Source organism: Xanthobacter sp. AM11 (genome assembly GCF_047444035.1).
Lineage (GTDB): Bacteria > Pseudomonadota > Alphaproteobacteria > Rhizobiales > Xanthobacteraceae > Xanthobacter.
On record NZ_JBLAOA010000001.1, the window covers coordinates 857,001 to 882,944 of the forward strand.

At 70.9% G+C, this 25,944-nt stretch carries 23 protein-coding genes and 1 tRNA gene; 15 read left to right on the top strand and 9 right to left on the bottom strand.

The annotated features are described in order from the left end of the window. Positions 1–40: 40 nt before the first annotated feature. The 4 genes from ACI7BZ_RS04090 to ACI7BZ_RS04105 all read right to left on the bottom strand — a co-directional run bounded on the left by ACI7BZ_RS04090 (position 41) and on the right by ACI7BZ_RS04105 (position 2,856). Positions 41–799, bottom strand: a complete 759-nt coding sequence (locus tag ACI7BZ_RS04090) for a DUF429 domain-containing protein (protein ID WP_414115921.1) — start codon at positions 797–799, stop codon at positions 41–43. Between the two features lies 1 nt (position 800). Next, positions 801–1,964: an extensin-like domain-containing protein gene (locus tag ACI7BZ_RS04095; RefSeq protein ID WP_414115922.1), complete on the bottom strand. Its 1,164-nt coding sequence runs from the start codon at positions 1,962–1,964 to the stop codon at positions 801–803. Positions 1,965–2,104: 140 nt separating this feature from the next. After that, positions 2,105–2,356, bottom strand: coding sequence for a hypothetical protein (locus tag ACI7BZ_RS04100; RefSeq protein WP_414115923.1), 252 nt, complete (start codon positions 2,354–2,356; stop codon positions 2,105–2,107). A gap of 191 nt (positions 2,357–2,547) precedes the next feature. Further along, positions 2,548–2,856: a hypothetical protein gene (locus tag ACI7BZ_RS04105; protein WP_414115924.1), complete on the bottom strand. Its 309-nt coding sequence runs from the start codon at positions 2,854–2,856 to the stop codon at positions 2,548–2,550. A 268-nt stretch (positions 2,857–3,124) separates the two neighbouring features. Here ACI7BZ_RS04105 and ACI7BZ_RS04110 point away from each other — a divergent pair, with 268 nt between their 5' ends. Beyond that, on the top strand, positions 3,125–3,307 hold the full coding sequence (locus ACI7BZ_RS04110) for a DUF1328 domain-containing protein (protein ID WP_414115925.1): 183 nt from the start codon (positions 3,125–3,127) through the stop codon (positions 3,305–3,307). A gap of 201 nt (positions 3,308–3,508) precedes the next feature. Here ACI7BZ_RS04110 and ACI7BZ_RS04115 read toward each other — a convergent pair whose 3' ends face one another. After that, entirely contained in the window at positions 3,509–3,778 is a 270-nt protein-coding gene (locus tag ACI7BZ_RS04115; protein ID WP_414115926.1) for a YMGG-like glycine zipper-containing protein, read from the bottom strand. Between the two features lie 551 nt (positions 3,779–4,329). On the opposite strand from ACI7BZ_RS04115, the gene otsB reads away from it, so the two are divergent. From otsB to edd, 4 genes are all read left to right on the top strand, one after another. Then, positions 4,330–5,145: a trehalose-phosphatase gene (otsB, locus tag ACI7BZ_RS04120; RefSeq protein WP_414115927.1), complete on the top strand. Its 816-nt coding sequence runs from the start codon at positions 4,330–4,332 to the stop codon at positions 5,143–5,145. A 5-nt stretch (positions 5,146–5,150) separates the two neighbouring features. Next, the gene (gene otsA / locus ACI7BZ_RS04125) at positions 5,151–6,626 is read left to right on the top strand and encodes an alpha,alpha-trehalose-phosphate synthase (UDP-forming) (RefSeq protein ID WP_414115928.1); all 1,476 of its coding nucleotides are present in this window, start codon (positions 5,151–5,153) and stop codon (positions 6,624–6,626) included. 158 nt (positions 6,627–6,784) lie between these two features. After that, positions 6,785–6,871 (top strand) — tRNA-Leu (locus tag ACI7BZ_RS04130). 627 nt (positions 6,872–7,498) lie between these two features. After that, entirely contained in the window at positions 7,499–9,334 is a 1,836-nt protein-coding gene (edd, locus tag ACI7BZ_RS04135) for a phosphogluconate dehydratase (protein ID WP_414115929.1), read from the top strand. A 28-nt stretch (positions 9,335–9,362) separates the two neighbouring features. Here the strand turns inward: edd and ACI7BZ_RS04140 are convergent, their stop codons facing one another. Beyond that, positions 9,363–10,715, bottom strand: a complete 1,353-nt coding sequence (locus ACI7BZ_RS04140) for a sigma-54-dependent transcriptional regulator (protein ID WP_414115930.1) — start codon at positions 10,713–10,715, stop codon at positions 9,363–9,365. After that, complete coding sequence (locus ACI7BZ_RS04145; RefSeq protein ID WP_414115931.1) at positions 10,712–12,502, bottom strand: sensor histidine kinase; 1,791 nt, start codon at positions 12,500–12,502, stop codon at positions 10,712–10,714. Before ACI7BZ_RS04145 ends, ACI7BZ_RS04140 begins: the two co-directional genes overlap by 4 nt. Before the next feature lie 337 nt (positions 12,503–12,839). On the opposite strand from ACI7BZ_RS04145, the gene ACI7BZ_RS04150 reads away from it, so the two are divergent. The 9 genes from ACI7BZ_RS04150 (at position 12,840) to ACI7BZ_RS04190 (ending at position 23,918) form a co-directional block, all read left to right on the top strand. Next, the gene (locus ACI7BZ_RS04150; RefSeq protein ID WP_414115932.1) at positions 12,840–14,186 is read left to right on the top strand and encodes a dicarboxylate/amino acid:cation symporter; all 1,347 of its coding nucleotides are present in this window, start codon (positions 12,840–12,842) and stop codon (positions 14,184–14,186) included. A 77-nt stretch (positions 14,187–14,263) separates the two neighbouring features. Further along, the gene (gene chrA, locus ACI7BZ_RS04155; RefSeq protein WP_414115933.1) at positions 14,264–15,490 is read left to right on the top strand and encodes a chromate efflux transporter; all 1,227 of its coding nucleotides are present in this window, start codon (positions 14,264–14,266) and stop codon (positions 15,488–15,490) included. 70 nt (positions 15,491–15,560) lie between these two features. After that, positions 15,561–15,746 carry a hypothetical protein gene (locus tag ACI7BZ_RS04160; protein ID WP_414115934.1) on the top strand — a complete coding sequence of 62 codons (186 nt, stop codon included), beginning with the start codon at positions 15,561–15,563 and terminating at the stop codon, positions 15,744–15,746. Between the two features lie 171 nt (positions 15,747–15,917). Further along, the gene (locus ACI7BZ_RS04165) at positions 15,918–16,010 is read left to right on the top strand and encodes a K(+)-transporting ATPase subunit F (RefSeq protein ID WP_414115935.1); all 93 of its coding nucleotides are present in this window, start codon (positions 15,918–15,920) and stop codon (positions 16,008–16,010) included. A 14-nt stretch (positions 16,011–16,024) separates the two neighbouring features. Beyond that, positions 16,025–17,740 (top strand): potassium-transporting ATPase subunit KdpA, encoded by a 1,716-nt coding sequence (gene kdpA, locus ACI7BZ_RS04170; protein WP_414115936.1) that lies wholly within the window; start codon positions 16,025–16,027, stop codon positions 17,738–17,740. Between the two features lie 48 nt (positions 17,741–17,788). Next, positions 17,789–19,837 carry a potassium-transporting ATPase subunit KdpB gene (kdpB, locus tag ACI7BZ_RS04175; protein WP_414115937.1) on the top strand — a complete coding sequence of 683 codons (2,049 nt, stop codon included), beginning with the start codon at positions 17,789–17,791 and terminating at the stop codon, positions 19,835–19,837. A 12-nt stretch (positions 19,838–19,849) separates the two neighbouring features. After that, positions 19,850–20,455: a K(+)-transporting ATPase subunit C gene (locus ACI7BZ_RS04180; protein ID WP_414115938.1), complete on the top strand. Its 606-nt coding sequence runs from the start codon at positions 19,850–19,852 to the stop codon at positions 20,453–20,455. A 65-nt stretch (positions 20,456–20,520) separates the two neighbouring features. Continuing rightward, positions 20,521–23,229, top strand: coding sequence for a DUF4118 domain-containing protein (locus tag ACI7BZ_RS04185; protein WP_414115939.1), 2,709 nt, complete (start codon positions 20,521–20,523; stop codon positions 23,227–23,229). Further along, complete coding sequence (locus tag ACI7BZ_RS04190) at positions 23,226–23,918, top strand: response regulator transcription factor (RefSeq protein WP_414115940.1); 693 nt, start codon at positions 23,226–23,228, stop codon at positions 23,916–23,918. The genes ACI7BZ_RS04185 and ACI7BZ_RS04190 overlap by 4 nt, the downstream gene beginning before the upstream one ends. Before the next feature lie 18 nt (positions 23,919–23,936). Here the strand turns inward: ACI7BZ_RS04190 and ACI7BZ_RS04195 are convergent, their stop codons facing one another. Continuing rightward, positions 23,937–24,416, bottom strand: a complete 480-nt coding sequence (locus tag ACI7BZ_RS04195) for a cyclic nucleotide-binding domain-containing protein (protein ID WP_414115941.1) — start codon at positions 24,414–24,416, stop codon at positions 23,937–23,939. 49 nt (positions 24,417–24,465) lie between these two features. After that, a complete protein-coding gene (locus tag ACI7BZ_RS04200; protein ID WP_414115942.1) occupies positions 24,466–25,152 on the bottom strand; it encodes a response regulator transcription factor in 687 nt (228 codons plus the stop codon). A 176-nt stretch (positions 25,153–25,328) separates the two neighbouring features. Between ACI7BZ_RS04200 and ACI7BZ_RS04205 the strand changes: the two genes are divergently transcribed. Further along, positions 25,329–25,820, top strand: coding sequence for a L,D-transpeptidase family protein (locus ACI7BZ_RS04205; RefSeq protein WP_414115943.1), 492 nt, complete (start codon positions 25,329–25,331; stop codon positions 25,818–25,820). The last annotated feature ends 124 nt before the right edge of the window (positions 25,821–25,944 follow it).

Consider the following 25,944-nt stretch of genomic DNA (forward strand, 5'->3'; position numbering starts at 1 on the left):
GGCCGCGGCGTCTCAAATTCGACTTAAGAGAAAAGCCCGGTCAGGCGTGGATGGCCACCGGCAGGCCGAAGGCGTCGCGCCCGGGCGGGTCGGGGTAGCGCAAAGCCTTGCCCTCGGCCACTCTTCTGGCGGTGACGGCGCAGGCGCAGGCGTCCACCAAGTCGTCGAGCCCTGCGTGGAGCGCAAGTGCGGTCTTCGCCTCAAGCAGACCGACAGGCAGGCCGGCGCGCGCCAGCAGGCCGATGCGCAGGGCCAGGCCGGGCCCGTGCGGCCGGCCCTTCACCTTCTTGGGCTCGGGCACCACGGCCCCGTTCATGGTGCGGAAGGAGACCTCCGGGTGGCACTCCACCAGGCGCGCCTGAAGCTCCGGGCGCCGCCGCAGCAGCTCGTCCACCTCGGCGATCTTGGCAAACAGGTTGAAGCACTGGATGGAGACCTTGCGCGGCGGGCTCGAATGAGCGAGCGCGGCAGCGCAGGCGGCGGCAAAGCGCGCCTTTTCGTCTCCCGGCCCGAGCCCGGCCATCACCGCCGCCCGCGCCGGCACCGAGAACACCGACGACTGGCGCATGCCCAGCAGCGGGCGAACCGCGCGCTCGGCGCTGCGGCCGCCGATCTCGCTGGTTTCGGGCAGGCCGATGGGCATGTCGATGGCGGCGAGGGCGGGGGCATCGGGCGCGTCGAACAGTTCCTCCACCCGGGTGCGGCGGAACAATTGGAGATGATCGGCGCCGTCCCATCGGGCGATCACCCAGCCGCCGCGGCAGCCGTCGATGCCGGCGAAGGGAAGCGCGCCGGCCATCTCAATCCTCGCCGGCCTTCGCCTTCGGCAGCGGGATGGTGGAGGGCTGCGGCAGGGGCGCGGTGTAGTATTTGCGCTTGATGGAGCCGGTTTCCGGGTTGCCGGCGGACGCGCCGGGCGACGTATAGGACATGGGCACCCCCTGCGGGCCCACCTGCCAGCCGGGCGGAATGCCGGACGGCGCCGGGGGTGGCGGCGCGGGCCGCGCGGCGGGTGCGCCCTGGGGCATGGCCGCCGGCGGCAGCGGCGCCGGCGCGGCAACGATGGCCGAAGAAGGCGCGGGCGGCGCACCCCATTGCACCGGCGGCGCGGGGGGTGGCGGTTCCGCAGCGGCGGGCGCCGGCCGGGGCGCGAACAGGCCCGACAGGAAGGAGGGCGGCGCTTCGGGCGGCGGGAGCGGCGGCGGCTCGGGCGGCGCCATCACCGCCTGCGGCGCGGCTTCGAACTGCGGCTGCTGCGCCATCGGCGGCGCCTTGGTGGCCATCGGCGCCGGCATGGGCCGGGGCGCCGGCTTGCAGATGGTGCGCCCTTTGGCGTGGCGCATGAGATCCAGGTGGATATGGTCGTAATGGAACATGTTGGAGCCCGGTGCCAGCACCGTGGAGAAGCGCTCGCAGGCGCCGGCCTGCACCTGCAGCAGGAAGCCGCGGGCGTCGGCCGGGCCCTTCCAGCCGTCGCGGACCGTGATCCAGCGCCCGTCCGCGGTGCGGAAGGCGCCGATGTCCAGGGCATTGCCGAAGGCGTGCTCGGAAATCTTGGCTCCGGCCTGCCCGTTCATGCCGCGGCAGGAATAGGCCGACATCTGACTGATGGCGACGATGGGCTGGCCCAGCCACGCCATGGCGGCCGGCTGCACCACCTCATTCACCCATGCATCCACCTGGTAGATGACCGGGCAGGCGAGCTTGCCGGCCGGCTCCAGCACCACGTTTCCGCCCGACAGCGCGCTGACGCGGAAGGGGTGGTCCATGCCGCACATGCCCGGCCCGTCGATGGCCGGCAGGGGCTCCATGAAGGCGGAGGCGACCACGCCGCGCGCGGCGATGCACTCGTCTTCCGCTTCCGCGCGCCAGCGCTCCCGCGTTTCGAAATCGAAACGACAGCCGGAAAGCACCACAGCCAGGACCAGCAGGGTGAGGGGGATCGACAAAGCACCGCGCGCCATGGCGGGCACCTTGGCCGATGCGGCGTTGCGAAGGGGTTAAGGCAGGCCCGGCGGGACATGCCCGGCGCCGGCCTGCGAGGGAACGCGCGGGGCCGGGACGCGGGACAGAGAAGGACGGCGCCGGGAGCGGAGCGCGCGGCCTACCGCGTCTCCTCGTCGTCGGCCACCCGGCCGTTGCGCAATGGGACGGTGGGGGCGGGCCGCGCCCCGGCCCCCTGCACCTGCGGCGGGCCGCCCTCCGGCCGCTCCTCGAAGGCGGCCTGGAGCTGCTCGGCGAGCCGCTGCAGCTCGTCGGGCATGTCTTCCTGCGTGTAATCGTCGAAAAGCTGGCGCAGCTCCCGCCCCAGAAGATCCTGACGCGCGGAAATATCCCGACGGTGAGGCGTCCGCATGGAGCCGGCCTCTTTCTGATGCTGCGTCATGGGCGTGTCGAGAGGGCCTTCAGAGCGTGCCGTTCGCATGGCTGATCTTCGAGACAGACGCGGGCGATCCCAACCTGTGGCACCACGCCGCGTACGTTGCAATGTGAGATTTCGTCATCATTTGTCGGGAAGAAACCCGGCCCCGGAAGGGGAAACGGGCCTCATTCGCGGTAGAGCCGCACGGACTTGCCGGTGCCGGCCCGGGAAGGCATGGCATCAGGCGCCGCGTCCTCGTCCCACGCCTTGTCGCCGTCCGCATCCACGTCGGACCGGCGGTCCGGCCCCTCGAATGCGGCTTGCGCCTCGCGCAAGAGGCGGCGCTCCTCGTCCGGCTCCCGGCGGCGGCGCGGGGGAAAATCCCGCCGGCTCTCGCCCGGGCCGAACTCGGTGCGGTCATAGCCGTGCGGCGTCGCGCTGGCAGGCCAGCCGCCGTGGCCTGGCGGACCTTCGCTGTGTCGCGGTCCGGTCATGCTGCTGCTCCGCGCTCCTGGAGCGCGCGCCGATCGGAAAGATTCAACCCGATCGCATCGCGCTCCGATCCGAGAATTCCACGAGAAACGCGGCGCGCAGGGGTTTTGTTCCAGAGCCTGGCCCCCTTCGTCCTTCCCAACCGGCGGCGGGAACCGGCCATCGGGCACTGCCGTTTCAGAAACTCTACAGTTTCACAGAACGCCGGGTTGGCCATTTATAAATTCACGTCACGCCCGGCCGAAATCCACCTGCAAAGGAGATGTAAAAATGCTGAGCTGGGCAATAACCTTCCTCATCATCGCCCTGATCGCCGCATTGCTGGGGTTCGGCGCCATTGCCGGAACCGCCATCGAGATTGCCAAGGTGATCTTCTTTGTGGCGATCATCCTGTTCCTGATATCGGCAGTGGCCGGCCTGATGCGCCGCGGCCGCGGCCCCACCGTGCCCTGACCGGCGCGCCGGGTGATCGAGCGTTCGTGAAGTCACGCGCGGCGCAAAAAAGGGGCGGATCGGGAGGTCCCGGTCCGCCCCAGGTGCTTGGAGATGACAACATCCTGCGCCGACGTGGTAAATTTTACGTTTAGCCGGCGCCTTCGGGAACGGCGGAAAGGGCGCCGCTCCGGCGCCCCTTCCCCGTCCTGCAATCCGGCCTCAGGGGCACTGGACGCGGTAGCGGTTGCCGTAGGCGTCACGCGCCCAGCAGGCCTTGGGGGTCGTCTCGGCGCCGATGACCGCGCCGGCGCCGGCGCCGATCAGGCCGCCCACCAGGGCTCCGGTGCCGGTGCCGGTGGCCGCCGCGCCCACCAGGGCCCCGGTGCCGCCGCCGATGAGCGCGCCACCCACGGCCCGGTCCGACCGCGAATACTCGCTGCAACCGCCCAGCGCCAGCGCCATCGCGCACGCAATGAGAGCCGCTTTCATCATGTTCTCCCTTGCCCTAGATCCCCGGCGAAGGCCGGGCTCAGCCCGATCGGTCACTCCACGATCCTCGACGACGGCCGACGGGCCTGCCCCCTCGACGAGGACGCCGCCGAACGATTTCCCGTCCCGGACGACGTAACGGCATATAACACGCCCCCCACACCCACGCCCACCGCCAGCGCCACCGGCCCAAGTCTTGTGCCGGCTCTAGCCAGTGAATTAGAGGGCCATCCGCTCCCAGCCGCCGGACTGGCGGGGCCACAGGGCATCCTGCAGTTGCTCCATCTCTTTCCTCAGCGTCGCGAGGCGCCGGCCAAGGCTGGCCGACGAGGCGTGCCTGTGCCCTGCAAACATCCGCCGCTCTCTCGTGGAGGGTGCCCGTGAGGGCTCCCGTTCCTGCCTCGAACGCCCGACAATGGCTAAGGTTCCTCACGCCGATCAAAGGTCCGGCGGCTTGTGGCGGGATTGCGTCGGCCCTGCGATGGAACCATGGCGACGCCTGCGGCGTTCTGTGCATGGTATTCAGGAACGGAGGAGCAGCGAAAACCGCAATGCAGGAGCGCGTCACACCTTCTCCCGTCGCCCCGCGCGCCGACGCCGCCCTTGCGGACATTGCGCAGGGGCCTGCGCTTCTGGCCGCGGTCGCTCCCCCGACACACGCTTTCTTCCTCGACGTGGACGGAACACTGCTCGACCTTGCGCCCCACCCCGATGCCGTAGAGGTGCCGGCCGCCCTTCCCGCCGCGCTCCAGGCCCTTTCCGTACGGGCCGGCGGCGCGCTCGCCCTGGTCAGCGGCCGCACGGTGGACCGGCTCGACCGCCTTTTCGCCCCGCTGCGCCTGCCGGTGGCGGGAAGCCATGGGGCGGAGATCCGCGCCGCGCCCCATGGCGCGGTGGAGCGGGCGGCGCCCCTCGACCGGGACCTGGTGGCGGCGCTGGCGCAGATCGCCCGCGCCCATGGCGGCCTGTTCACGGAGGACAAGGGGCCGGCCTTCGCCATCCATTACCGCGCCCGGCCGGAGCTGCAGCGCCCGCTGGCCGCGGCGCTGGCGCAGCTGCTGGCGGGGCGGGAGGCGCTGGCCTTGCTGCCCGGCCATTTCGTGTTCGAGATCAAGCCCGCCGGCCGCGACAAGGGCAGCGCGATCCGGGCCCTGCTGGCCCAACCGCCGTTTGCCGGCCGCATCCCGGTCTTCATCGGCGACGACGTGACCGACGAGGCCGGCTTCGCCGCGGCAACGCAGGCGGGAGGGCTGGCCCTTGCCGTGGGCGTGCCCCGGGCCGGAGCCCAGGCGGTGCTGCCCGGCCCCGCGGCGGTGCGCGATTTCCTCTCCCGCCTTGCGGCCGAGCCGCAGCAACACAGGAGGTGACCCCCGTGTCCCGCATCGTGGTCATATCCAATCGCGTCGCCGTGCCGGAACGCGCCGGCGGCCCTTCCGCCGGCGGGCTCGCGGTGGCGGTGAACGCCGCCCTGAAGGACCGGGGCGGCATCTGGTTCGGCTGGAGCGGCCGCATCACCGAGGAGCCGTCCGATGCGCCGCAGGTGACGCGGCACGGGGCCGTCACCTATGCCGTGGTGGACCTCAAGCCCGACGACTATCAGGAATATTACAACGGCTTCGCCAACCGGGTGCTGTGGCCCGTGCTGCACTATCGCCTGGACCTGACGGAATTCTACCGCTCGGACCTTTCCGGCTACATCCGCGTGAACCGCATGTTCGCCGACCGGCTGGAGAAGATCATCCGGCCGGACGACGTGTTGTGGGTCCACGACTACCACATGATGCCCCTCGCCAAATACCTGCGCGAGCGCGGCCATGCCAACCGCATCGGCTTCTTCCTGCACATTCCCATGCCGCCGGCGGACATCATCCAGGCCCTGCCGCAGCACGGCGCCACCGTGGGGGCGCTGGCCCATTACGATCTCGTGGGCTTCCAGACCGAGGGGGACCGGGACAATTTCTCCGGCTACCTGGAGACCCGCGGCGGACAGATGACCCCGGACGGCACCGGATGCGACATCGGCGGGCGCCGGGTGCAGCTCGGCGCCTTCCCGGTGGCCATCGAGACCGCCGCCTTCGCCCGGCGGGCGCGCCATGCGAGCCGCACCCGCCCGGTGAAGGCGCTGCGCGAGAGCCTCATGGGCCGCAAGCTCATCATCGGGGTGGACCGGCTCGACTATTCCAAAGGCATCCCCAACCGGCTCGATGCCTATGAGCATTTCCTGCGCACCGTGCCGCAGTGGCACGACAAGGTTTCCTACGTGCAGATCACCCCCAAGAGCCGCACCGACGTGCCAGAATATCAGGAGATGGACCGCTACGTGTCCCACAAGGCGGGGCAGATCAACGGCGCCTATTCCGATGTCACCTGGACCCCGCTGCGCTACGTGAACCGCACCTATTCGCGCTCGGTGCTGGCCGGCTTCTACCGCATGGCCGACGTGGCCCTGGTGACCCCCCTGCGCGACGGCATGAACCTGGTGGCGAAGGAGTTCGTGGCGGCGCAGGACCCCGCCGACCCCGGCGTGCTGGTGCTGTCCCAGTTCGCCGGTGCTGCGGCGGAGCTGGCCACCGGCGCCCTCATCGTGAACCCGCACGACACCGAGGGCATGGCCGCCGCCCTGCCGCGGGCGCTGGAAATGCCCCTGGGCGAGCGGCGCGAGCGCTATGCGCGGATGATGCGGGTGCTGGAGACGCGGGACATCGACCGCTGGGCGGAGGATTTCATCGCCGCCCTGTCGCCGCCGCCGGCCCGCGACCCGCTGCACATCCCCCTGCCCCGGGCCGCCCTGCGCAGCGTGCACCTGCCCGGCGCGTGGGGCCGCGGCCTCGCCCCGCGCGGCGCCTGACCCCGCCGCCGACGGTTGCCGCCGGCGGGCCTTCTCGCTATAGGCAGGATGGTGCTTCGGCCCGTGCCACGCGGGCAGGAGGAAGTGGCCCTGAGCCGCCGAAGGGGGCAACTGCCCCGGCCGGCGCGGCGCGCACCGGCGGCCATGGGCGGCAGAATGCGGGCGTGGCGGAATTGGTAGACGCAGCGGACTCAAAATCCGCCGTCCTCACGGATATGTCGGTTCGAGTCCGACCGCCCGCACCACCTCTTTTTGCGCGATGCCGCCCCCCAACCCATCGCGCCACCTCTTTTTGCGCGATGCCGCCCCCCAACCCATCGCACCACCTTCTTCTGCGCGATGCCGCCCCCCAACCCATCGCACCACCTTCTTCTGCGCGATGCCGCCCCCCAACCCATCGCGCCACCTGCGCCTGCGCGGTGACCAGCAGCCCCGCCAGCACATAGAAGGTGCCGGCCGGGGCCATGGCGCGCGGCAGCCTGCGCAGCGCGGCGAAGATGCCAAGGCCCACCAGCATCTGCCACAGGCCCGGCAGCAGCCGGAGATGGCCCGGCGCGCATCGGCAAGACCAAGATGGCGGCGACGCGCGCGAGCCACCATCTTGGTGCCGATGATCGCCGCGGCAAGGGCAGCCGCGGCACGCCGATGCGAATGGGCTTGCCCTCCCGGCCTCCGGCGCGCCAGAATCGCCCCGCACCGGACCTGCGCGGGTGCACGCCGTCACGGCGACCTTCGAGCATCCCTCTCCCCGCCGCTTGTGCAGAAGGAAACCGTTGCACCCGCCGGATCGTTGCGCGATCTGAACCCGCGCCTCGCGCCGGTCCCCACGGGTCGGCGCCGCCAGCCCATGCCAGCCCCGCAGGAGAACCGCGATGGTCGCACAGCCCCCCCTCAACGCCCGTGTCGGCGAGGTCACGCAGCGCATCGTCGAGCGCAGCCGGGAGCGCCGGGGGCGCTATCTGGAGCGCATTGCCGCCGCGGCGGCCCGGGCGCCCCAGCGCCAGGCGCTGGGCTGCGCCAACCAGGCCCACGGCTTCGCCGCCTGCGGCCCCTCCGACAAGGCCATGCTGCGGGCGGGGCAAGGCGCCGCCCTCGGCATCGTCACCGCCTATAACGACATGCTGTCCGCCCACCGGCCCTATGAGCGCTACCCGGACCTGCTGCGCGAAGCCGCGCGGGAGGCGGGCGGCGTGGCGCTGGTGGCCGGCGGCGTGCCGGCCATGTGCGACGGCATCACCCAGGGCGAGGCAGGCATGGAACTGTCCCTGTTCTCCCGCGAGGTCATCGCCCTTTCCACCGCCGTCGCCCTGTCCCACCAGACCTTCGATGCGGCCGTGTTCCTCGGCATCTGCGACAAGATCGTGCCGGGCCTTGTCATCGGCGCCCTGTCCTTCGGCCACCTGCCGGCGGTGTTCATCCCCTCCGGGCCCATGACCAGCGGCCTGCCCAACGATGAGAAATCGAAGATCCGCCAGCTCTTCGCCGAGGGGAAGGTGGGACGCGACGCGCTGCTGGAGGCGGAATCCCAAAGCTACCACGGCCCGGGCACCTGCACCTTCTACGGCACCGCCAACACCAACCAGATGCTCATGGAGATCATGGGCCTGCACCTGCCCGGCGCCTCCTTCGTGACGCCGGACACGCCGCTGCGCGATGCCCTCACCCGCGCCGCCGCCCAGCGCGCGCTGGCCATCACCGCGCTGGGCAACGACTATATCCCCGCCGGCCGGATGTTGGACGAGCGGGCGTTCGTGAACGGCATCGTCGGGCTGCATGCCACCGGCGGCTCCACCAACCACACCCTCCACCTGGTGGCCATGGCGGCGGCGGGGGGCATCGTGCTGAGCTGGGACGATTTCTCGGCTTTGGCCGAGGTGACGCCCCTGCTCGCCCGGGTCTATCCCAACGGCGCGGCGGACGTGAACCACTTCCACGCCGCCGGCGGCATGGCCTTCGTCATCCGCGAACTTCTGGGCGCGGGCCTGCTGCATCCCGATGCGCAGACCATCCTCGGCACCGGGCTCGACGCCTACACGCGCGAGCCGGTGCTGGCGGCGGACGGCAGCCTCTCCTGGCGCGACGGCCCGGCCGCCAGCGGCGATGAAAAGGTGCTGCGCGGCGGCGCCGCCCCGTTCCAGGCCACAGGCGGGCTGAAGGTGCTGGACGGCAATCTCGGCCGCGCCGTCATCAAGACCTCGGCCGTGGCGCCCGAGCGGCACGTCATCGAGGCCCCCGCCCGCATCTTCCATTCCCAGGAGGAGCTGCAGGCGGCGTTCAAGGCCGGAGCGCTGACCGGCGATCTCGTGGCGGTGGTGCGGTTCCAGGGTCCCAAGGCCAACGGCATGCCGGAGCTGCACAAATTGATGCCGCCCCTGGGCGTGCTGCAGGACCGCGGGCACAAGGTGGCCCTCGTCACCGACGGCCGCCTGTCCGGCGCTTCGGGCAAGGTGCCCGCCGCCATCCATGTGACGCCGGAAGCGGTGGACGGCGGCGCCATCGCGAAGATCCGTGACGGCGATCTGGTTCGGGTGGATGCGGTGTCCGGCCGGCTGGAAGCCCTGGTGCCGGCCGCCGAATGGGCGGCGCGGCCGGCTGCCCGCGCCGACCTCACCGGCAACCATGCGGGGGTGGGGCGCGAACTGTTCGCCGCCTTCCGCGCCGCGGTGGGCGGGGCCGAGCACGGCGCGAGCATCTTCGAAGAGGCGTGACGGGGCGCCACCCGGGAGGTGGCGGCGCTCAGTCGGCCGGCGTGCGCCCCCGCGGCGAGCGGTAGGCGGACTGGTCGATGCCATGGCGGCGCAGCTTGTCGTAGAAGGTCTTGCGCGGAAGGCCGAGGGCGGCGACCGTGGCCTGCACGTCGCCCTGATGGGCGGCGAGGGCCAGGCGGATCTCAGCCGCCTCGAAGGCGTCCACCCGCTCCGGCAGCGGGCCGGCAGCGGCGGGGGGCAGGGCCTGCGGCGCCGTCTCCGCCAGCCCCAGCGCCACCCGCTCGGCATAATGCACCAGCTCGCGCACATTGCCCGGCCAGTCGTGGGTGGCAAGGTGCCGGCGCACGTCGGCATCCACCGGCGGCGGCGGCCGGCGGAAACGTTCCGCCGCCCGGGCAAGGAAATGGCCGAACAGCAGCGGCACGTCCGCCCGCCGCTCGCGCAGGGCGGGAATGCGCACCGCGGCCACATGCAGGCGGTAATAAAGATCCTCCCGGAAGCTGCCCTGGCGCACCAGCGCGGGCAGGTCCACCTTGGAGGCCGCGACCACGCGGATGTCCACGCGGCGCGTCTCGTTGGTGCCGAGGGGGGCGATCTCGCGCGCCTCCAGCACCCGCAGCAGCTTCACCTGCAGGGCCGGCGACATGGCCTCGATCTCGTCGAGGAAGAGGGTGCCGCCATTGGCGTGCTCGATGCGCCCCACCCGCTTCTTCAGCGCCCCGGTGAAGGCGCCGGCCTCGTAGCCGAACAGCTCGCTCTCGATGACGGTTTCCGGCAGCGCGCCGCAATTCACCGTCACCAGCGGACGCGGCGCCCGCCGGCTCCAGCGGTGGAGGGCATGGGCCACCACCTCCTTGCCCGATCCGGTCTCGCCTTCCACCAGCACGTCCACGTCGGCATCGGCGATCTGGTGCAGCATCTGGCGCAGGCGCTCCATCACCGGGGTGGAGCCGAGCAGCGGCAGGTCCTCGCGCGCCGCCTCCACGCTGCGGCGCAGCTCGCGGTTCTCCAAGACCAGCCGGCGCTTGTCGAGGGCGTGGCGCACGCTGGTGATGAGCCGCTCGGAGGCATAGGGCTTGGCGAGGAAATCGTAGGCCCCCTCGCGCATGGCATCCACCGCCATGGCGATGTCGCCGTGGCCGGTGACGAGGATCACCGGCAGGTCCGCATCGCAGCGTTTCAGCCGGCGGAACAATTCCAGCCCGTCGATGCGCGGCATGCGCACGTCGCTCACCACCACGCCGGGGAAGGTCTGGTCGATCTCCTCCAGCGCCGCCACGGCGGACGAGAAGGACACGACGGAAAGCCCGGCCAGCATCAGCGCCTGCACATTGGCGACGCGCAGCACCTCGTCGTCGTCGATGAAGGCGACGTCGCTCATCGGGCCTCCTCCTGCGCCCGGGGCAGCGTGATGGTGAAGACGGCGCCGCCGCGGTTCTCCACCGCCAGCGACCCGCCGCATTCGGCGATGATGTCGTGGGAGATGACGAGCCCGAGCCCCAGCCCCTGCGGCTTGGTGGTGGTGAAGGGCAGGAACAGGGCGCCGAGCACATGGGCCGGCAGCCCCGGCCCGTTGTCGGCCACGGTGATGACCACCCGCGCGGCATCGCTGACGCCGGTGATGCGGATCTCGCCGTCGGCGCGCCCGGACAGCGCTTCCGCCGCATTCTGGATGAGGTTGACGAACACCTGCTCCAGCCGCACCCGGTCCACCGCCACCCTGGCCTGCGGCGCATCCAGCGCCAGGTGGAGGGCGATATCGCTCTTGATGAGGCGGAAGCGCAGCAGCAGCAAGGCGCCATCCAAGGCGGTGCCCACCGCCACCGGCTCGGCCCGGCCTTCGGACTTGCGCGCGAAGGCCCGCAATTCGCCGGTGATGGTGCCGATGCGCTCGGTGAGGGCGGCGATGGTGTCGAGGTTCTGCGCCGCCGAGCGGGTGTCGCCGCGATCGAGGAAGGTGCGGGAATTCTCCGCGAAGGTGCGGATGGCCGCCACCGGCTGGTTCACCTCGTGGGCGACGCCGGCGGCGATCTGGCCGAGCAGGGCGAGCTTGCTCGCCTGCACCAGCTCGTCCTGCATGGCATCGAGGGCGAGGCGGGCGAGGCGGCGCTCCTCCATCTCGGTCACGAGGCGGGCATTGGCGGCGCTCAGCTCGGCCGTGCGCTCGGCGACCCGCGCCTCCAGATCGCGCCGGGCCGCCGCCTGCCGCGCCTCGGCGCGGGCGCGGCGACGGCGGCGGGAGCGCCACAGGCCGGCGGAGCCGAGGGCGACGACGCCGAGCAGAGCGGCGGAAGCCCGCGCCGCGGTGGCGGCAAGGCCGGTGGTGGCGGCGGTGGGGGCGAGCACGAACAAGGTCCAGTCCGTGGTGGGCACGCTCTGGGCGGCTTCCAGGAAGGTTTCCCGCCGCGCCTCCCCCGGCAGGCGCACCTGCTTCACCCGAGGGTCGCCGGGCACCGGGGCAAGGTCGATGAGGTCGAGGGGCGCGTCGCCGAACTGCAGGCTTTCGCGGATGGCCGCGCGCTCCACCTCGTCGAGGGGCGCGGTGGTGCGGAAGCGGAAGGCCGGCTCGCTGGCGATGAGGACGATGTGGCGGGCATCGGTGACGAAGGTGGGCTCCGGCAGCTGGCGCCATGCCTCCTCGATGGCCGCGAACTCGGCCTTCAGCACCAGCACCCCCAGCGGCGCGCCATCATGCTCCACCCGCTGCGCCAGATAGAGGCCGGGCTTGTGGCTGACGGTGCCGAAGGCGAAATGCTCCGCCTGCCCGTCCGCCAGGGCCAGGCGGAAATAGGGCCGGAAGCCGTAGTCCGACCCGAGGAAGCTCTCCGGGGTGCGGAAGTTGCTTGCCACCACCGTGTGGCCGTCGGCGTCGATGAGATAGATGACGCCGGCGCGGACCCCGGACGCCAGCGCCTCGAACCGGGCGCTGAGCGCGGCATAGAGCCGGGGGTCGCGGGTCTGCAGGGCGCGGCGGACATCCGGGTCCTGGGCCAGAGCGAAGGGCAGGGAGCGCTGCTTCTCGATCTCGCTGCGCAGCACCGCCACCCGGAGCGCCGCCGCTGTCTGCGCCCGGGCCTCCACCTCGGCGAGAGCCCAGCGCCGGGCGGCATGGTCGGCGAAGCGATCGAGGCTGAACAGGATGGCGAGGGCACAGGCGGCAAGGACCATGCCGGCGACGATGCGCCCGCTCCCGCCCCTCCCGCCTCCTGCATCCCCGGCGGCGCTCACATCGTGACCCTCGGATCAAATCTGTGCGACTTTCCGCACGCATTCCGGGCCAGAGTGCAGCAATCCGCACGTCATGTCGAGCCCCGGCCGCGCCGTACGCCATTTTCTCCAATATCCACAGATAGATATGGACGCCCCGCGGAGCGTGCGGAACTGGCATGCAGCTTGCGCAGGAGGGAGCGTCCACGGCGCCCCTGCGCCGGCCCCACAACGAAGCATCCGGCGCCCGAAGTGCCCAGCTGAAGAGGCACCACGGCCCCGGCGGAGGAACTCTCCAATGGCCCATGCCATTCCGGTCGCGGTGCCGATGCGCCCGCGCAAATTCTATCATCACCTTTATTTCCAGGTGCTGTTCGCCATCGTGGCGGGCTGCCTGCTCGGCCATTTCTACCCGGACCTCGGCGCCAGCCTGAAGCCCCTCGGCGACGCCTTCATCAAGCTGGTGAAGATGGTGATCGCGCCGGTGATCTTCCTCACCGTGGTCACCGGCATTGCCGGCATGCGCGACCTTGCCAAGGTCGGCCGGGTGGCCGGCAAGGCCATGATCTATTTCCTCAGCTTCTCCACCCTTGCCCTCATCATCGGCCTGATCGTCGCCAATGTGGTGCAGCCGGGCGCCGGCCTCAACATCGACCCGGCCAGCCTCGATCCCAAGGCGGTGGCGGGCTATGCGGCGAAGGCCCACGATTCGTCCATCATCGCCTTTCTGATGAACATCATCCCGGCCACGCCGGTGTCGGCCCATGCCTCGGGCGACATCCTGCAGGTGCTGTTCTTCTCGGTGCTGTTCGGCATCGCGCTCGGCAGCATCGGCGATCTCGGCCAGCCGGTGATGACGCTGTTCAACTCCCTGTCCCAGGCCATGTTCCGCCTGGTGGCCATCGTCATGAAGGCGGCACCCATCGGCGCGTTCGGCGCCATGGCCTTCACCATCGGCAAGTACGGCATCGGCTCGGTGGCGAACCTTGCCATGCTGATCCTCACCTTCTACATCACCTCGGCGCTGTTCATCTTTGCAGTGCTGGGCGCGGTGGCGCGCTACAATGGATTTTCCCTGTGGAAGCTCCTGCGCTACATCCGGGAAGAACTGCTGCTGGTGCTCGGCACCTCCTCGTCGGAGGCGGCCCTGCCCGGCCTCATGCTGAAGATGGAGCGGGCCGGCTGCGCCAAGTCGGTGGTGGGCCTCGTCATCCCCACCGGCTATTCGTTCAACCTGGACGGCACCAACATCTACATGACGCTGGCCGCCCTGTTCATCGCCCAGGCCACCGGCATCCATCTGTCGCTGGAGGAACAGGTCCTGCTGCTACTGGTGGCCATGCTCTCGTCCAAGGGCGCGGCGGGCATCACCGGGGCGGGCTTCATCACCCTTGCGGCCACCCTGTCGGTGGTGCCCTCGGTGCCGGTGGCGGGCCTGGCCCTCATCCTCGGCATCGACCGCTTCATGTCGGAATGCCGGGCCATCACCAACTTCATCGGCAATGCGGTGGCCACCATCGTCGTCGCCCGCTGGGAAGGCGAGCTGGACAAGGGGCAGCTGGCGCGCGCCCTCTCCGGCGCGCCCTTCTCCCTGGAGGACGAGCTTGAGACCGGCCGGGTGCCGGTGGCGCAGCCGGCAGAATGATGCCGGCCGGCGGCCGCGGGCCTTGACGGCCGGCCCGTCGCAATGACATCCACCCCCGCAGGCAGCGGGGGTGATCCATGGTCCAGCAGGCCGACGGCACGAGGGAAGACCCGCAAGGCACGCCGGGCGAAGTCTTCCTCGCCTTCCTGAAGCTCGGCCTCACCTGTTTCGGCGGGCCCATCGCCCACCTGGGCTATTTCCGCGACGCCTTCGTGCTGCGCCGGAAATGGCTGGACGACGAAGCCTATGGCGATCTCGTCGCCCTGTGCCAGTTCCTGCCCGGGCCGGCATCGAGCCAGCTCGGCTTCGCCCTCGGCATCCTGCGCGGGGGCGGGCTGCCCGGCGGGCTGGCCGCCTGGGCCGGCTTCACCCTGCCCTCCGCATTGGCGCTGCTGGCCTTCGCCCTCGCCGCGCCCGCCGTGGCCGGGCCGACCCTCGACGGCGTGCTGCACGGGCTGAAGCTGGTGGCGGTGGCGGTGGTGGCGCAGGCGGTGTGGGGCATGGCGCGGAACCTCACGCCCGACCGGCCGCGCGCGGCCATCGCCCTCGCCGCGGTCGGGCTTGCCGCCTTCGCCGGCGGGGCCTTCGCCCAGATCTGCGCCATCGGCCTCGGCGCCGCGGCGGGGCTGGTGCTGTGCCGCGACGGCCATGCGCCACCGGCCGGCGCGATGCGCCTGCGCTTTTCCCTTTCCCCGCGTCTCGGCGCCGCCCTGCTCGCGCTCTTCGCCGCGCTGCTGGTGCTGCCGCCGCTTCTCGCCTCAGGCACCGCGTTCCAGGGCGTCGCCGTGTTCGATGCCTTCTACCGCTCGGGCGCGCTGGTGTTCGGGGGCGGGCATGTGGTGCTGCCTCTGCTCCAGGCGCAGGTGGTGGCGCCCGGCTGGGTTTCGCCGGAAACCTTTCTCGCCGGCTACGGCCTCGCCCAGGCAGTGCCGGGACCGCTCTTCACGTTCGCCGCCTATCTCGGCGCGGTGATGGGCCCGCCGCCCAACGGTGTGGCCGGCGCCGCCATCGCCCTGGTGGCGGTGTTCCTGCCGGGACTGCTGCTGGTGGCCGGCATCCTGCCCTTCTGGGACGGGCTGCGGCGGCGCAGCCGGGCGCAGGCCGCCATGCGCGGCGCCAATGCCGCCGTTGTGGGCATTCTTGCGGCCGCGCTCTACAGCCCGGTGTTCACCGGCGCCGTGTTCGGCCCGCCGGACTTCGCCGCCGCCCTCGCCGGCTTCCTGCTGCTGACCGTATGGAAGGCGCCGCCGCTGCTGGTGGTGGCCCTCGCCGCCGCCGCCGGTCCGCTGCTGGCCGCCGCCTGAGCCCAGGGGCCGCGCGGGCGTGACCAACGGCCCATGAGGCTGCGGCGGCGGGTCTTTATAAAATTCCTATATGGGCGGCGTGCGATCCGTCTCGATTCCCTATGCCCCACCTGCCACCTTCAGCGGCGAACCCCGCGGCCCGGACGCCCCGGGGGCAGCTGAAGGCACCTTGATGCTCGACATTCTGCTGGTGGCGCTGGTCGCCATCCTCGCCGCCGCGGCCATAGGCTATGCCTATGCCTGCGAACAGCTCTGACCCGCGTGCGGTCCCGACGCGTCGCACGAGCCGGAACCGGCTCCTGACCTGAACAGCGAAACGGCTGCCGGACGGACCGCCCCCCGCGATCCCCCGGGCCCTGCCTGAGGCCCACAGGCTCCCGCCCCGCACCCCGCGCGGCGGGCGCATGCCCATGGGTCGGGGAGACACATGATGACACTTGATTACGCCCTCGGCGGCCTGGTGGCGGCCGCGCTTCTTTTCTACCTCACCTTCGCGCTGCTGCGCCCCGAGCGGTTCTGAGGAGGAACGCTCCCATGACAGCCAACGGCTTCATCCAGATCGCGCTGTTCTGCGCCGTCGTCCTGGCCCTCGCGCGGCCGCTGGGCGGCTACATGACGCGCGTGTTCTCCGGCGAACGCACGCTCCTGTCCCCCGTCCTCGGTCCCGTGGAAGGGGGGCTCTACAAGCTCGCCGGCGTCGATCCGGCGCGCGAGCAGCATTGGCTCTCCTATGTGCTGGGCATGCTCCTGTTCAACGTGGCCGGCATCGCCCTGCTCTATGCGCTGCTGCGCTTCCAGGATGTGCTGCCCCTCAACCCGCAGGGCATGGCGGCGGTGCCGCCGGAGCTTGCCTTCAACACGGCGGTGAGCTTCGTCACCAACACCAACTGGCAGAATTACGGCGGCGAGGGGACCATGTCCTACCTCACGCAGATGCTGGGCCTCACCCACCAGAACTTCCTGTCGGCGGCCACCGGCATCGCCCTTGCGCTGGCGATGATCCGCGGCTTCTCCCGCCAGTCGGCGCGCACCGTGGGCAATTTCTGGGTGGACCTCACCCGCACCACGCTCTACGTGCTCCTGCCCATCTGCATCCTCTACACCCTGTTCCTGGTGTGGCAGGGCATGCCCCAGACCCTGGGCGCCACGGTGGACGCCACCACGCTGGAGGGCGCCAGGCAGTCCATCGCCCTCGGCCCGGTGGCCTCGCAGGTGGCCATCAAGATGCTGGGCACCAATGGCGGCGGCTTCTTCAACGCCAATGCCGCCCACCCGTTCGAGAATCCCACCGCCCTGTCCAACTTCGTGCAGATGGTGTCCATCTTCGCGCTGGGCGCGGCGCTGACCAACGTGTTCGGCCGCATGGTGGGGGACGAGCGGCAGGGCTGGGCCATCCTCGCCGCCATGGGCCTCCTGTTCCTTGCAGGCGTCGCGGTGGCCTATTGGGCGGAAGCCTCCGGCACGCCGGCGCTGAACGCGCTGGGGCTCACCGGCGGCAACATGGAAGGCAAGGAGGTGCGCTTCGGCATCGTCCTGTCCGCCTTGTTCGCCACCATCACCACCGCCGCCTCCTGCGGCGCGGTGAACGCCATGCACGACAGCTTCACGGCGCTCGGCGGCATGATCCCGCTCATCAACATGGAGCTGGGCGAGATCGTCGTGGGCGGCGTGGGCGCGGGCCTCTACGGCATGCTGCTGTTCGTGGTGCTGGCGGTGTTCGTCGCCGGCCTCATGGTGGGGCGCACGCCGGAATATGTGGGCAAGAAGATCGAGGCGAAGGAAGTGAAGATGGCCATGCTGGCCATTCTGGTGCTGCCCCTGGTGATGCTGGGCTTCACCGCCCTGGCGACGGTGCTGCCGAACGCGGTGGCCTCCATCGCCAATCCGGGGCCGCACGGCTTCTCGGAGATCCTCTACGCCTACACGTCCGCGGCGGCCAACAACGGCTCGGCGTTCGGCGGGCTCACCGGCAACACGCCCTTCTACAATGTCACCCTCGGCATCGCCATGTTCCTCGGCCGCTTCTTCATGATCGTGCCGGCGCTGGCGCTGGCCGGCGCGCTGGCACAGAAGAAGAAGGTGCCCGCCTCCGCCGGCACCTTCCCCACCGACGGCGGCCTGTTCGTGGGCCTGCTGGTGGGCGTGATCCTGATCGTGGGCGGCCTCACCTTCTTCCCGGCCCTGTCCCTCGGACCGATCGTGGAGCACCTCGCCGCCATCGCCGGCCAGACCTTCGGGGCGGGCGGCTGATCGCCGCCGCCCGCGACACCCCTTTGCAACATTTCGGGAGTTCCCCCCATGGCGAAGTCGCATACGACAAGCCTGCTTGATGCCTCCATCCTGGTGCCGGCCATCGGCGCCTCGTTCCGCAAGCTCGACCCGCGGACGATGGTGAAGAATCCGGTGATGTTCGTGGTGGAGGCGGTCGCGCTCCTCACCACCGTGCTGTTCCTGCGCGACCTCGCCACCGGCGGGAGCGGCCTTAGCTTTTCCTTCCAGATCATCCTGTGGCTCTGGTTCACCGTGCTGTTCGCCAATTTCGCCGAGGCGGTGGCGGAGGGGCGCGGCAAGGCGCAGGCGCAATCCCTGCGGCGCACCCGCACCGAGACATCGGCGAAGCTGCTCGCCAGCCCGGCGGGCACCGGCTTTCGCACCGTGCCCGGCACCAGCCTGAAGGTGGGTGACGTGGTGCTGGTGGAGGCCGGCGATATCATCCCCTCCGACGGCGAGGTGGTGGAGGGCGTGGCCTCGGTGAACGAGGCGGCCATCACCGGCGAGAGCGCGCCGGTGATCCGCGAGAGCGGCGGCGACCGTTCGGCCGTCACCGGCGGCACCACCGTGGTGTCCGACTGGCTGAAGGTGCGCATCACGGCGGCAGCCGGCGCCACCTTCCTCGACCGCATGATCGCTTTGGTGGAGGGCGCCGAGCGGCAGAAGACGCCGAACGAGATCGCCCTCAACATCCTGCTCGCGGGCATGACGCTCATCTTCCTGTTCGCCACGGCCAGCATTCCCAGCTTCGCCGCCTATGCCGGCGGCTCCATCTCCGTGGTGGTGCTGGTGGCGCTGTTCGTGACGCTCATCCCCACCACCATCGGCGCCCTGCTCTCCGCCATCGGCATCGCCGGCATGGACCGCCTGGTGCGCTTCAACGTGCTGGCCATGTCCGGCCGCGCGGTGGAGGCGGCCGGCGACGTGGACACGCTGCTTCTGGACAAGACCGGCACCATCACCCTGGGCAACCGGCAGGCGGCGGCGTTCCTGCCCCTGCGCGGGGTCGGCGAGGAGGAGCTGGCCGATGCGGCGCAGCTCGCGTCCCTCGCCGACGAGACGCCGGAAGGCCGCTCCATCGTGGTCCTGGCGAAGGAGAAGCACGGCCTGCGGGCCCGCGACATGGCCGGCCTCGACGCCCATTTCGTGCCCTTCACCGCCCAGACCCGCATGAGCGGGGTGGACGTGGGCGGCAGCTCGGTGCGCAAGGGCGCGGTGGACGCCATCGTCGCCTCGCTGCAGAACCGCGGGGTGTCCGAGGCGGTGCGCGAGCTGACCGCCATTGCCGACGACGTGGCCAAGGCCGGCGGCACCCCCCTCGCCGTCGCCCGGGACGGGCGCCTCCTGGGCATCATCCAGCTGAAGGACATCGTGAAGGGCGGCATCCGCGAGCGCTTCGCCGAGCTCCGGCGCATGGGCATCCGCACGGTGATGATCACCGGCGACAACCCGCTCACCGCCGCCGCCATCGCCGCCGAGGCGGGGGTGGACGACTTCCTCGCCCAGGCCACGCCGGAGGCCAAGCTGAAGCTGATCCGCGACGAGCAGGCCAAGGGCAAGCTGGTGGCCATGTGCGGCGACGGCACCAACGATGCCCCGGCGCTGGCCCAGGCGGATGTGGGCGTGGCCATGAACACCGGCACGATGGCCGCCCGCGAGGCCGGCAACATGGTGGATCTGGACAGCGACCCCACCAAGCTCATCGAGATCGTGGAGATCGGCAAGGCGCTGCTGATGACGCGCGGCTCGCTCACCACCTTCTCCATCGCCAACGACGTGGCGAAGTATTTCGCCATCATCCCGGCCATGTTCGTGGCCTTCTACCCGCAGCTCGGGGCCCTGAACGTGATGGGCCTCGCCTCGCCGCAGAGCGCCATCCTCTCGGCCATCATCTTCAACGCGCTGATCATCATCGCGCTGATCCCGCTCGCCCTGCGCGGCGTGCGGTTCCGTCCCATCGGGGCGGGCGCGCTGCTGAAGCGCAACCTGCTGGTCTACGGCCTCGGCGGCATCCTGGTGCCCTTCGCCGGCATCAAGGTGATCGACCTTGCCGTGACCGCCCTTCACCTCGTCTGAGGAGATGCTTCCATGCTGAACGAACTCCGCCCCGCCCTGGTGCTCGCCGTGCTGCTCGCGGCCATCACCGGCCTTGCCTACCCCCTCGCCATGACCGGCGCGGCGCAGGCGCTGTTTCCGGTCCAGGCCAATGGCAGCCTGGTGGAGAAGAACGGGACCGTGATCGGCTCGGCCCTGGTGGGCCAGGCCTTCACCGGGGAGGGCTATTTCCACCCCCGCCCCTCCGCCACCACCGGCGCCGATCCGGCCGACCCGGCCAAGAGCGTGCCGCAGCCCTACAATGCGTCCAACTCCATGGGCTCGAACCTTGGTCCCACCAACCCGGCCCTGGTGGAGCGGGTGAGCGCCGACCTCGACCGGCTCAAGGCGGAAAATCCCTCCGCGGCGGTGCCGGTGGATCTCGTGACCACCTCCGGCAGCGGCCTCGACCCGCACATCACGCCCGCGGCCGCCCTGTTCCAGGTGCCGCGCGTCGCCAGGGCCCGCGGCCTTGCGCCCGATGCGGTGAAGGCCCTGGTGGAGGCCCGGGTGGAAGACCGTACCCTCGGCGTGCTGGGCGAGCCGAGGGTGAACGTGCTGGCCCTCAACCTCGCCCTCGACGCCCTGCCCCGGCGCTGAGGCGTGCGCCGGCCACGTTGCGGGGACGCGGCCGGCGCGGTAATGCGACAAGGCGAGGGATCACCATGGCCGAAGACGGAAACGGCGGAAAGCGCCCGTCACCGGAGGCTCTGCTGGAAGCCGCCGAGCGGGAGACCCGCGGCCGGCTGAAGATCTTCCTCGGCGCCGCCCCGGGCGTCGGCAAGACCTACGAGATGCTGAGCGCCGCGCGCGCCCGCAAGGCGGACGGCACCGACGTGGTGATCGGCGTGGTGGAAACCCACGGCCGCAAGGAGACCGAAGCCCTCATCGAGGGGCTGGAGGTCGTCGCCCGCCGCCGCACCGCCCACCGCGGCCGCACCCTCGACGAGATGGACCTCGACGCCATCCTCGCGCGCCGGCCCGGCCTCGTCCTGGTGGACGAGCTGGCCCACACCAACGCCCCCGGCAGCCGCCACGCCAAGCGCTACATGGACGTGGAGGAACTGATCGCCGCCGGCATCAGCGTCTACACCACCCTCAACATCCAGCACCTGGAAAGCCTCAACGACGTCATCGCCCAGATCACCCGGGTGCGGGTGCGCGAGACGGTGCCCGACGCCATCCTCGACCGGGCCGACGACATCGAGCTCATCGACCTGACCCCCGACGACCTGATCCAGCGGCTGAAGGACGGCAAGGTCTACTTCCGCGAGACGGCGCGGCGGGCCATGGAGAATTACTTCTCCCCCGGCAATCTCACCGCCCTGCGCGAGCTGGCGCTGCGGCGCACCGCCCAGCGGGTGGACGAGCAATTGCTCTCCCACATGAAGGCCCACGCCATTTCCGGCCCATGGGCGGCGGGCGAACGGGTGGTGGTGTGCGTCAGCGAGGACCCGCGCAGCGCCGGCCTGGTGCGCTATGCCAAGCGCCTCGCCGACCGCCTGCGCGCGCCCTGGACCGCGCTCTACGTGGAGACCGCGCGCAGCCTGCGGCTCGGCGAGGCGCAGCGGGACCGCATCGCCGAAACCCTGCGCCTCGCCGAGCGCCTGGGCGGCGAGGCGGTGAACATTCCCGGCAGCCGGGTGGCGGACGACGTGATCGCCTATGCCCGCGCCAGCAATGTCACCCACGTGGTCATCGGCAAGTCGGACCGCTCCCGCTGGTTCGAGATCCTGCATGGCTCCGTGGTGCATGACCTGGTGCGGGCGGCGGGCAACATCTCGGTCCATGTCATTGCCGGCGAGGCGGCGGAGGGCGCGCCGGCGACCCCGGGCGGGCGCGCGGCTGCCGCCGATGTCCGCACGGCGCGGGCCTATGCGGCCACCCTCGGCATCGTCGCCCTGGCGACGCTGGTGGGCTTCGCCCTCCAACGCATCCTCGCGGTGCAGAACATCGCCCTGGTCTTCCTCACCGGGGTGCTGGTGGCCGCGGTGCAGTCCGGCCTGTGGCCGGCGCTCTTCGCCTCGGTGGCGGGGATGCTGGCGTTCAATTTCTTCTTCATCCCGCCGCTCTATACCTTCACCATCACCGACCCCGAGAATGTGGTCGCGCTGTTCTTCTTCCTCGTCGTCGCCGTCATCGCCAGCAACCTCACCGCGCGGGTGCGCGCCCAGGCCCTGGCCGCGCGGGCGCGGGCGAAGACCACCGAGGACCTCTACCTGTTCGCCAAGAAGCTCGCCGGCGTGGGCGCGCTGGACGACCTTCTGTGGGCCACCGTGTTCCAGATCGCATCCATGCTGAAGGTGCGGGTGGTGGCGCTGCTGCCGGAGGACGGCAGCATTTCGGTGCGGGCCGGCTACCCGCCGGAGGACGTGCTGGACGCCGCCGATGTCGCCGCCGCCAAATGGGCGTTCGAGAACAACCGCGCCGCCGGCCGCGACGCCGACACCCTGCCGGGTGCCCGGCGCCTGTTCCTGCCCATGCGCACGGGGCGCGGCGCCGTGGGGGTGATCGGCATCGACCGGGACAAGGAGGGCCCCCTCCTGTCGCCGGAGCAGCGCCGCCTGTTCGATGCTCTCTCGGACCAGGCGGCGCTGGCCATCGAGCGGGTGAACCTTGCCGGCGACATCGAGGCGGCCCGCCTTGCGGCGGAGACCGACCGGCTGCGCTCGGCGCTGCTCACCTCCATCTCGCACGATCTGAAGACCCCGCTCGCCTCCATCCTCGGTGCCGCCGGCACGCTGCGCAGCTTCTCCGGCGCGCTGGCGGAGCGGCAGCGCGCCGACCTGCTCGCCACCATCGAGGAGGAGGCCCAGCGGCTGAACCGCTTCATCGCCAACCTGCTCGACATGACGCGCCTGGAATCCGGCGCGGTGGCGCCCAATGCGAGCTTCCACGACGTGTCCGAGGTGGTGGGCAGCGCGCTGCGCCGGGCGGAGGCCATCCTGAAGGACCATCTGGTGACCATCGACATCGCCCCCGACCTGCCCATGCTGCGGCTCGACCCGGTGCTGTTCGAGCAGGTGCTGTTCAACCTCCTGGACAATGCCGCCAAATACGCTCCCATCGGCTCGGTGGTGGGCATCCGCGCGGTGCGGCAGCCGGATGCGGTGGTGATCGAGATTGACGACGAGGGCCCCGGCATCCCCGCGGACGAGCGCGAGCGGGTGTTCGATCCCTTCTACCGCGTGCGCAAGGCGGACCAGGTGCGGGCGGGCACCGGGCTCGGCCTTGCCATCTGCCGCGGCTTCGTGGAGGCCATGGGCGGCACCGTCACCGTGTCCGACCGCCCCGGCGGACCGGGCGCCCGCTTCCGCATCGAGATGCCGGTCACCGCCGATGCGGCCGAGCCGGTGCCGGAGACCCAGGCATGAGCCCCGCCCCCGTCCGCATCCTGGTGGTGGACGACGAGCCGCCCATCCGCCGGCTGCTCATCGCCGGCCTCGGCACCCAGGGCTACGAGGTGACCGGCGCGGCCACCGCCGCCGAAGCGCAGGCCGCCGCGGCGGCGCAGCGGCCCGACCTCGTGCTCCTCGACCTCGGCCTGCCGGACATGTCCGGCCAGGACCTGCTGCGGCACTGGCGCAGCAGCGGGCTGGATGCGCCGGTGGTGATCCTGTCCAGCCGGACCGACGAGCCCGGCATCGTCGAGGCGCTCGACATCGGCGCCGACGATTATGTGACGAAGCCGTTCGGCATGAACGAGCTCATCGCCCGCATCCGCGTCGCCCTGCGCCACCGGCTGCAGCAGCAGGGCGAGCGGCCGGCCTTCCGCACCGGCGACCTCAGCGTCGATCTGGTGCGCCGCATCGTCAGGGTGCGCGAGAGCGAGGTGAAGCTCTCGCCCAAGGAGTACGACATCCTGCGGGTGATGATCCAGCACGCGGGCAAGGTGCTCACCCACGCCTTCATCATGCAGAAGGTGTGGGGCAATGCGCAGGACGTGCAGCACCTGCGGGTCTATGTGCGCCAGCTGCGCCAGAAGCTGGAGGACGACCCCGAGCAGCCGCGCTACATCCGCACCGAGACCGGCGTCGGCTACCGGCTGCGGGCGCCGGACTGAACCTTGGCCCGGGTGCCGTCAGCGGCGGCGGTGCTGGCGCTGGTCCTCCAGCTTCGCCCGCACGTTGTCGAGGGCGCGGATGGTGTCCTCCAGCCGCTTGGCGATGGAGCGGCGCAGCTTGGCGGTGGCGTCCGGGAAGCTTTCCAGCATGCGCACGAAGGTGGAGCGGGCAATGCGCATCACCACGGTGGGTTCGCTCGCCACCGCCGAGGTGGGTCGCGGCGTGGCGACGATGAGGGCCGTCTCCCCGAGGAGCGCGCCCGGTCCCGCCACATGCAGCACGCGCGGGGCGTCGCTCTTGCGGTCGTCCACCAGATCGACCCGGCCCGACACCACCACATAGGCGCAGTCGGCGGTCTCGCCCCTGCGAAAGAGCACTTCCTCCGCCGCCAGATGGCGCTCCTCGGCGCTGATGGCGATGATGCGCAGGGCTTCAGCGCTGAGCATGTCGAAGGTGGCGACGCCCCGAAGCAGCGCGATGTCCTTCTCTATGCTCACCGAATGGGTTTCCTCGATGGTGGCGGCCGGGGGCGGCGCGCCTTCAGGTTCAGGGAACGAGCTTGTAGCCTCCGGCCTGAGTGGCAAGCAGCGTCGGATTGGAGGGGTCGGGCTCGATCTTCTGGCGGAGGCGGTAGATGTGGGTTTCCAGAGTATGCGTCGTCACGCCGGAATTGTAACCCCAGACCTCCTGCAGCAGCGTCTCGCGCGGCACCGGCGTCTTCCCGGCGCGGTAGAGGTAGCGCAGGATCGCCGTCTCCTTCTCCGTCAGGCGGATCTTGGAGCCGCGCTCGGTGAGCAGCAGCTTGGCGCCGGGGCGGAAGGAATAGGGGCCGATGGCGAACACCGCATCCTCGCTCGCTTCGTGGGAGCGCATCTGCGCCCGCAGGCGCGCCAGCAGCACGGCGAAGCGGAAGGGCTTGGCGATGTAATCGTTGGCGCCGGCCTCCAGGCCCATGATGGTGTCGCTGTCGGTGTCGTGCCCGGTCAGCATGAGGATGGGGGCCTTGAAGCCCGAGCGGCGCATCTGGCGCACCGCGTCGCGGCCGTCCATGTCCGGCAGGCCCACGTCCATGATGACGAGGTCGATCGCCCCGTTCTTCGCCAGTTCGAGGGCGGCGGCGGCGGTTTCGGCGGGCACCGGCTCGAATTCGTCCTGAAGGGCGAGTTGCTCGATCAGGGCGTCGCGCAGCTCCGGGTCGTCCTCGACCACCAGGATTTTCCACGCATTGGCCATCTAATCCTCCTGCACCCTTGCGGGTGCGCGAATCGCGCAAGTACAGCATGTCCATGCGTCCGCGCAAATTTCCACCTGCGGACAACGATGAATAGGTATTTTATTACGTCATGAGGGGTCGATATCCTGTGGGCATCTCGCGAATCGTCGTGCGCCGGCGTCCCGGCTGCCGCCATATGGGGCTGCTTCTCTGCGCCGGCCAAGGCCTGCCGGTGGCCATCGGACGATCGGGGACCGCCTTCGACAAGCGCGAAGGGGATGGGCGAACTCCGGCGGGAACATGGCGCATCCGCGAGCTGCGCTACCGCGCCGACCATGGCCCCCGCCCGATGACGCGCCTGCCCTGCCGGCGGACCCGGCCGGCGGACGGCTGGTGCGACGACCGCACGGACCGTCGCTACAACCGCCCGGTCACCCTGCCACTCGGCGGCGGGCGGCCGGTCTCCCACGAGCGCATGTGGCGCGCGGACGACCTCTATGATCTCGTCCTGGTGCTCGACCACAACAGCCGGCCCCGGGTGGCGGGGCGGGGCTCCGCCGTGTTCATCCATCTTGCCCGCCCCGGCTTTTCCGCCACCGAAGGCTGCGTGGCGCTGCGCCGCGCCGATCTCCTGCGCCTGCTCGCCCGGCTGCGCCCCGGCGCGCGGCTGGTGGTGGAGCCGGGATAGGCGCGGATGAGGGGAATGCGCAGGCGCGCCATTTCACCCGCCGGGCGGCGGTGCTATAGAACGTTTTAAAAGTGGCGCCGCCGTCCGCGGCAGGCGCACATTCTCCGCAACAACGCCCGGGTAG

Excerpts from the sequence above, each read along its gene's own strand:
- ACI7BZ_RS04090 (WP_414115921.1), bottom strand. The coding sequence starts at position 799 with ATGGCCGGCGCGCTTCCCTTCGCCGGCATCGACGGCTGCCGCGGCGGC.
- ACI7BZ_RS04095 (WP_414115922.1), bottom strand. The coding sequence starts at position 1,964 with ATGGCGCGCGGTGCTTTGTCGATCCCCCTCACCCTGCTGGTCCTGGCT.
- ACI7BZ_RS04100 (WP_414115923.1), bottom strand. The coding sequence starts at position 2,356 with ATGCGGACGCCTCACCGTCGGGATATTTCCGCGCGTCAGGATCTTCTG.
- ACI7BZ_RS04105 (WP_414115924.1), bottom strand. The coding sequence starts at position 2,856 with ATGACCGGACCGCGACACAGCGAAGGTCCGCCAGGCCACGGCGGCTGG.
- ACI7BZ_RS04110 (WP_414115925.1), top strand. The coding sequence starts at position 3,125 with ATGCTGAGCTGGGCAATAACCTTCCTCATCATCGCCCTGATCGCCGCA.
- ACI7BZ_RS04115 (WP_414115926.1), bottom strand. The coding sequence starts at position 3,778 with ATGAAAGCGGCTCTCATTGCGTGCGCGATGGCGCTGGCGCTGGGCGGT.
- otsB (WP_414115927.1), top strand. The coding sequence starts at position 4,330 with ATGCAGGAGCGCGTCACACCTTCTCCCGTCGCCCCGCGCGCCGACGCC.
- edd (WP_414115929.1), top strand. The coding sequence starts at position 7,499 with ATGGTCGCACAGCCCCCCCTCAACGCCCGTGTCGGCGAGGTCACGCAG.
- ACI7BZ_RS04140 (WP_414115930.1), bottom strand. The coding sequence starts at position 10,715 with ATGAGCGACGTCGCCTTCATCGACGACGACGAGGTGCTGCGCGTCGCC.
- ACI7BZ_RS04145 (WP_414115931.1), bottom strand. The coding sequence starts at position 12,502 with ATGGTCCTTGCCGCCTGTGCCCTCGCCATCCTGTTCAGCCTCGATCGC.
- ACI7BZ_RS04150 (WP_414115932.1), top strand. The coding sequence starts at position 12,840 with ATGGCCCATGCCATTCCGGTCGCGGTGCCGATGCGCCCGCGCAAATTC.
- chrA (WP_414115933.1), top strand. The coding sequence starts at position 14,264 with ATGGTCCAGCAGGCCGACGGCACGAGGGAAGACCCGCAAGGCACGCCG.
- ACI7BZ_RS04160 (WP_414115934.1), top strand. The coding sequence starts at position 15,561 with ATGGGCGGCGTGCGATCCGTCTCGATTCCCTATGCCCCACCTGCCACC.
- ACI7BZ_RS04165 (WP_414115935.1), top strand. The coding sequence starts at position 15,918 with ATGATGACACTTGATTACGCCCTCGGCGGCCTGGTGGCGGCCGCGCTT.
- kdpA (WP_414115936.1), top strand. The coding sequence starts at position 16,025 with ATGACAGCCAACGGCTTCATCCAGATCGCGCTGTTCTGCGCCGTCGTC.
- kdpB (WP_414115937.1), top strand. The coding sequence starts at position 17,789 with ATGGCGAAGTCGCATACGACAAGCCTGCTTGATGCCTCCATCCTGGTG.
- ACI7BZ_RS04180 (WP_414115938.1), top strand. The coding sequence starts at position 19,850 with ATGCTGAACGAACTCCGCCCCGCCCTGGTGCTCGCCGTGCTGCTCGCG.
- ACI7BZ_RS04185 (WP_414115939.1), top strand. The coding sequence starts at position 20,521 with ATGGCCGAAGACGGAAACGGCGGAAAGCGCCCGTCACCGGAGGCTCTG.
- ACI7BZ_RS04190 (WP_414115940.1), top strand. The coding sequence starts at position 23,226 with ATGAGCCCCGCCCCCGTCCGCATCCTGGTGGTGGACGACGAGCCGCCC.
- ACI7BZ_RS04200 (WP_414115942.1), bottom strand. The coding sequence starts at position 25,152 with ATGGCCAATGCGTGGAAAATCCTGGTGGTCGAGGACGACCCGGAGCTG.
- ACI7BZ_RS04205 (WP_414115943.1), top strand. The coding sequence starts at position 25,329 with ATGGGGCTGCTTCTCTGCGCCGGCCAAGGCCTGCCGGTGGCCATCGGA.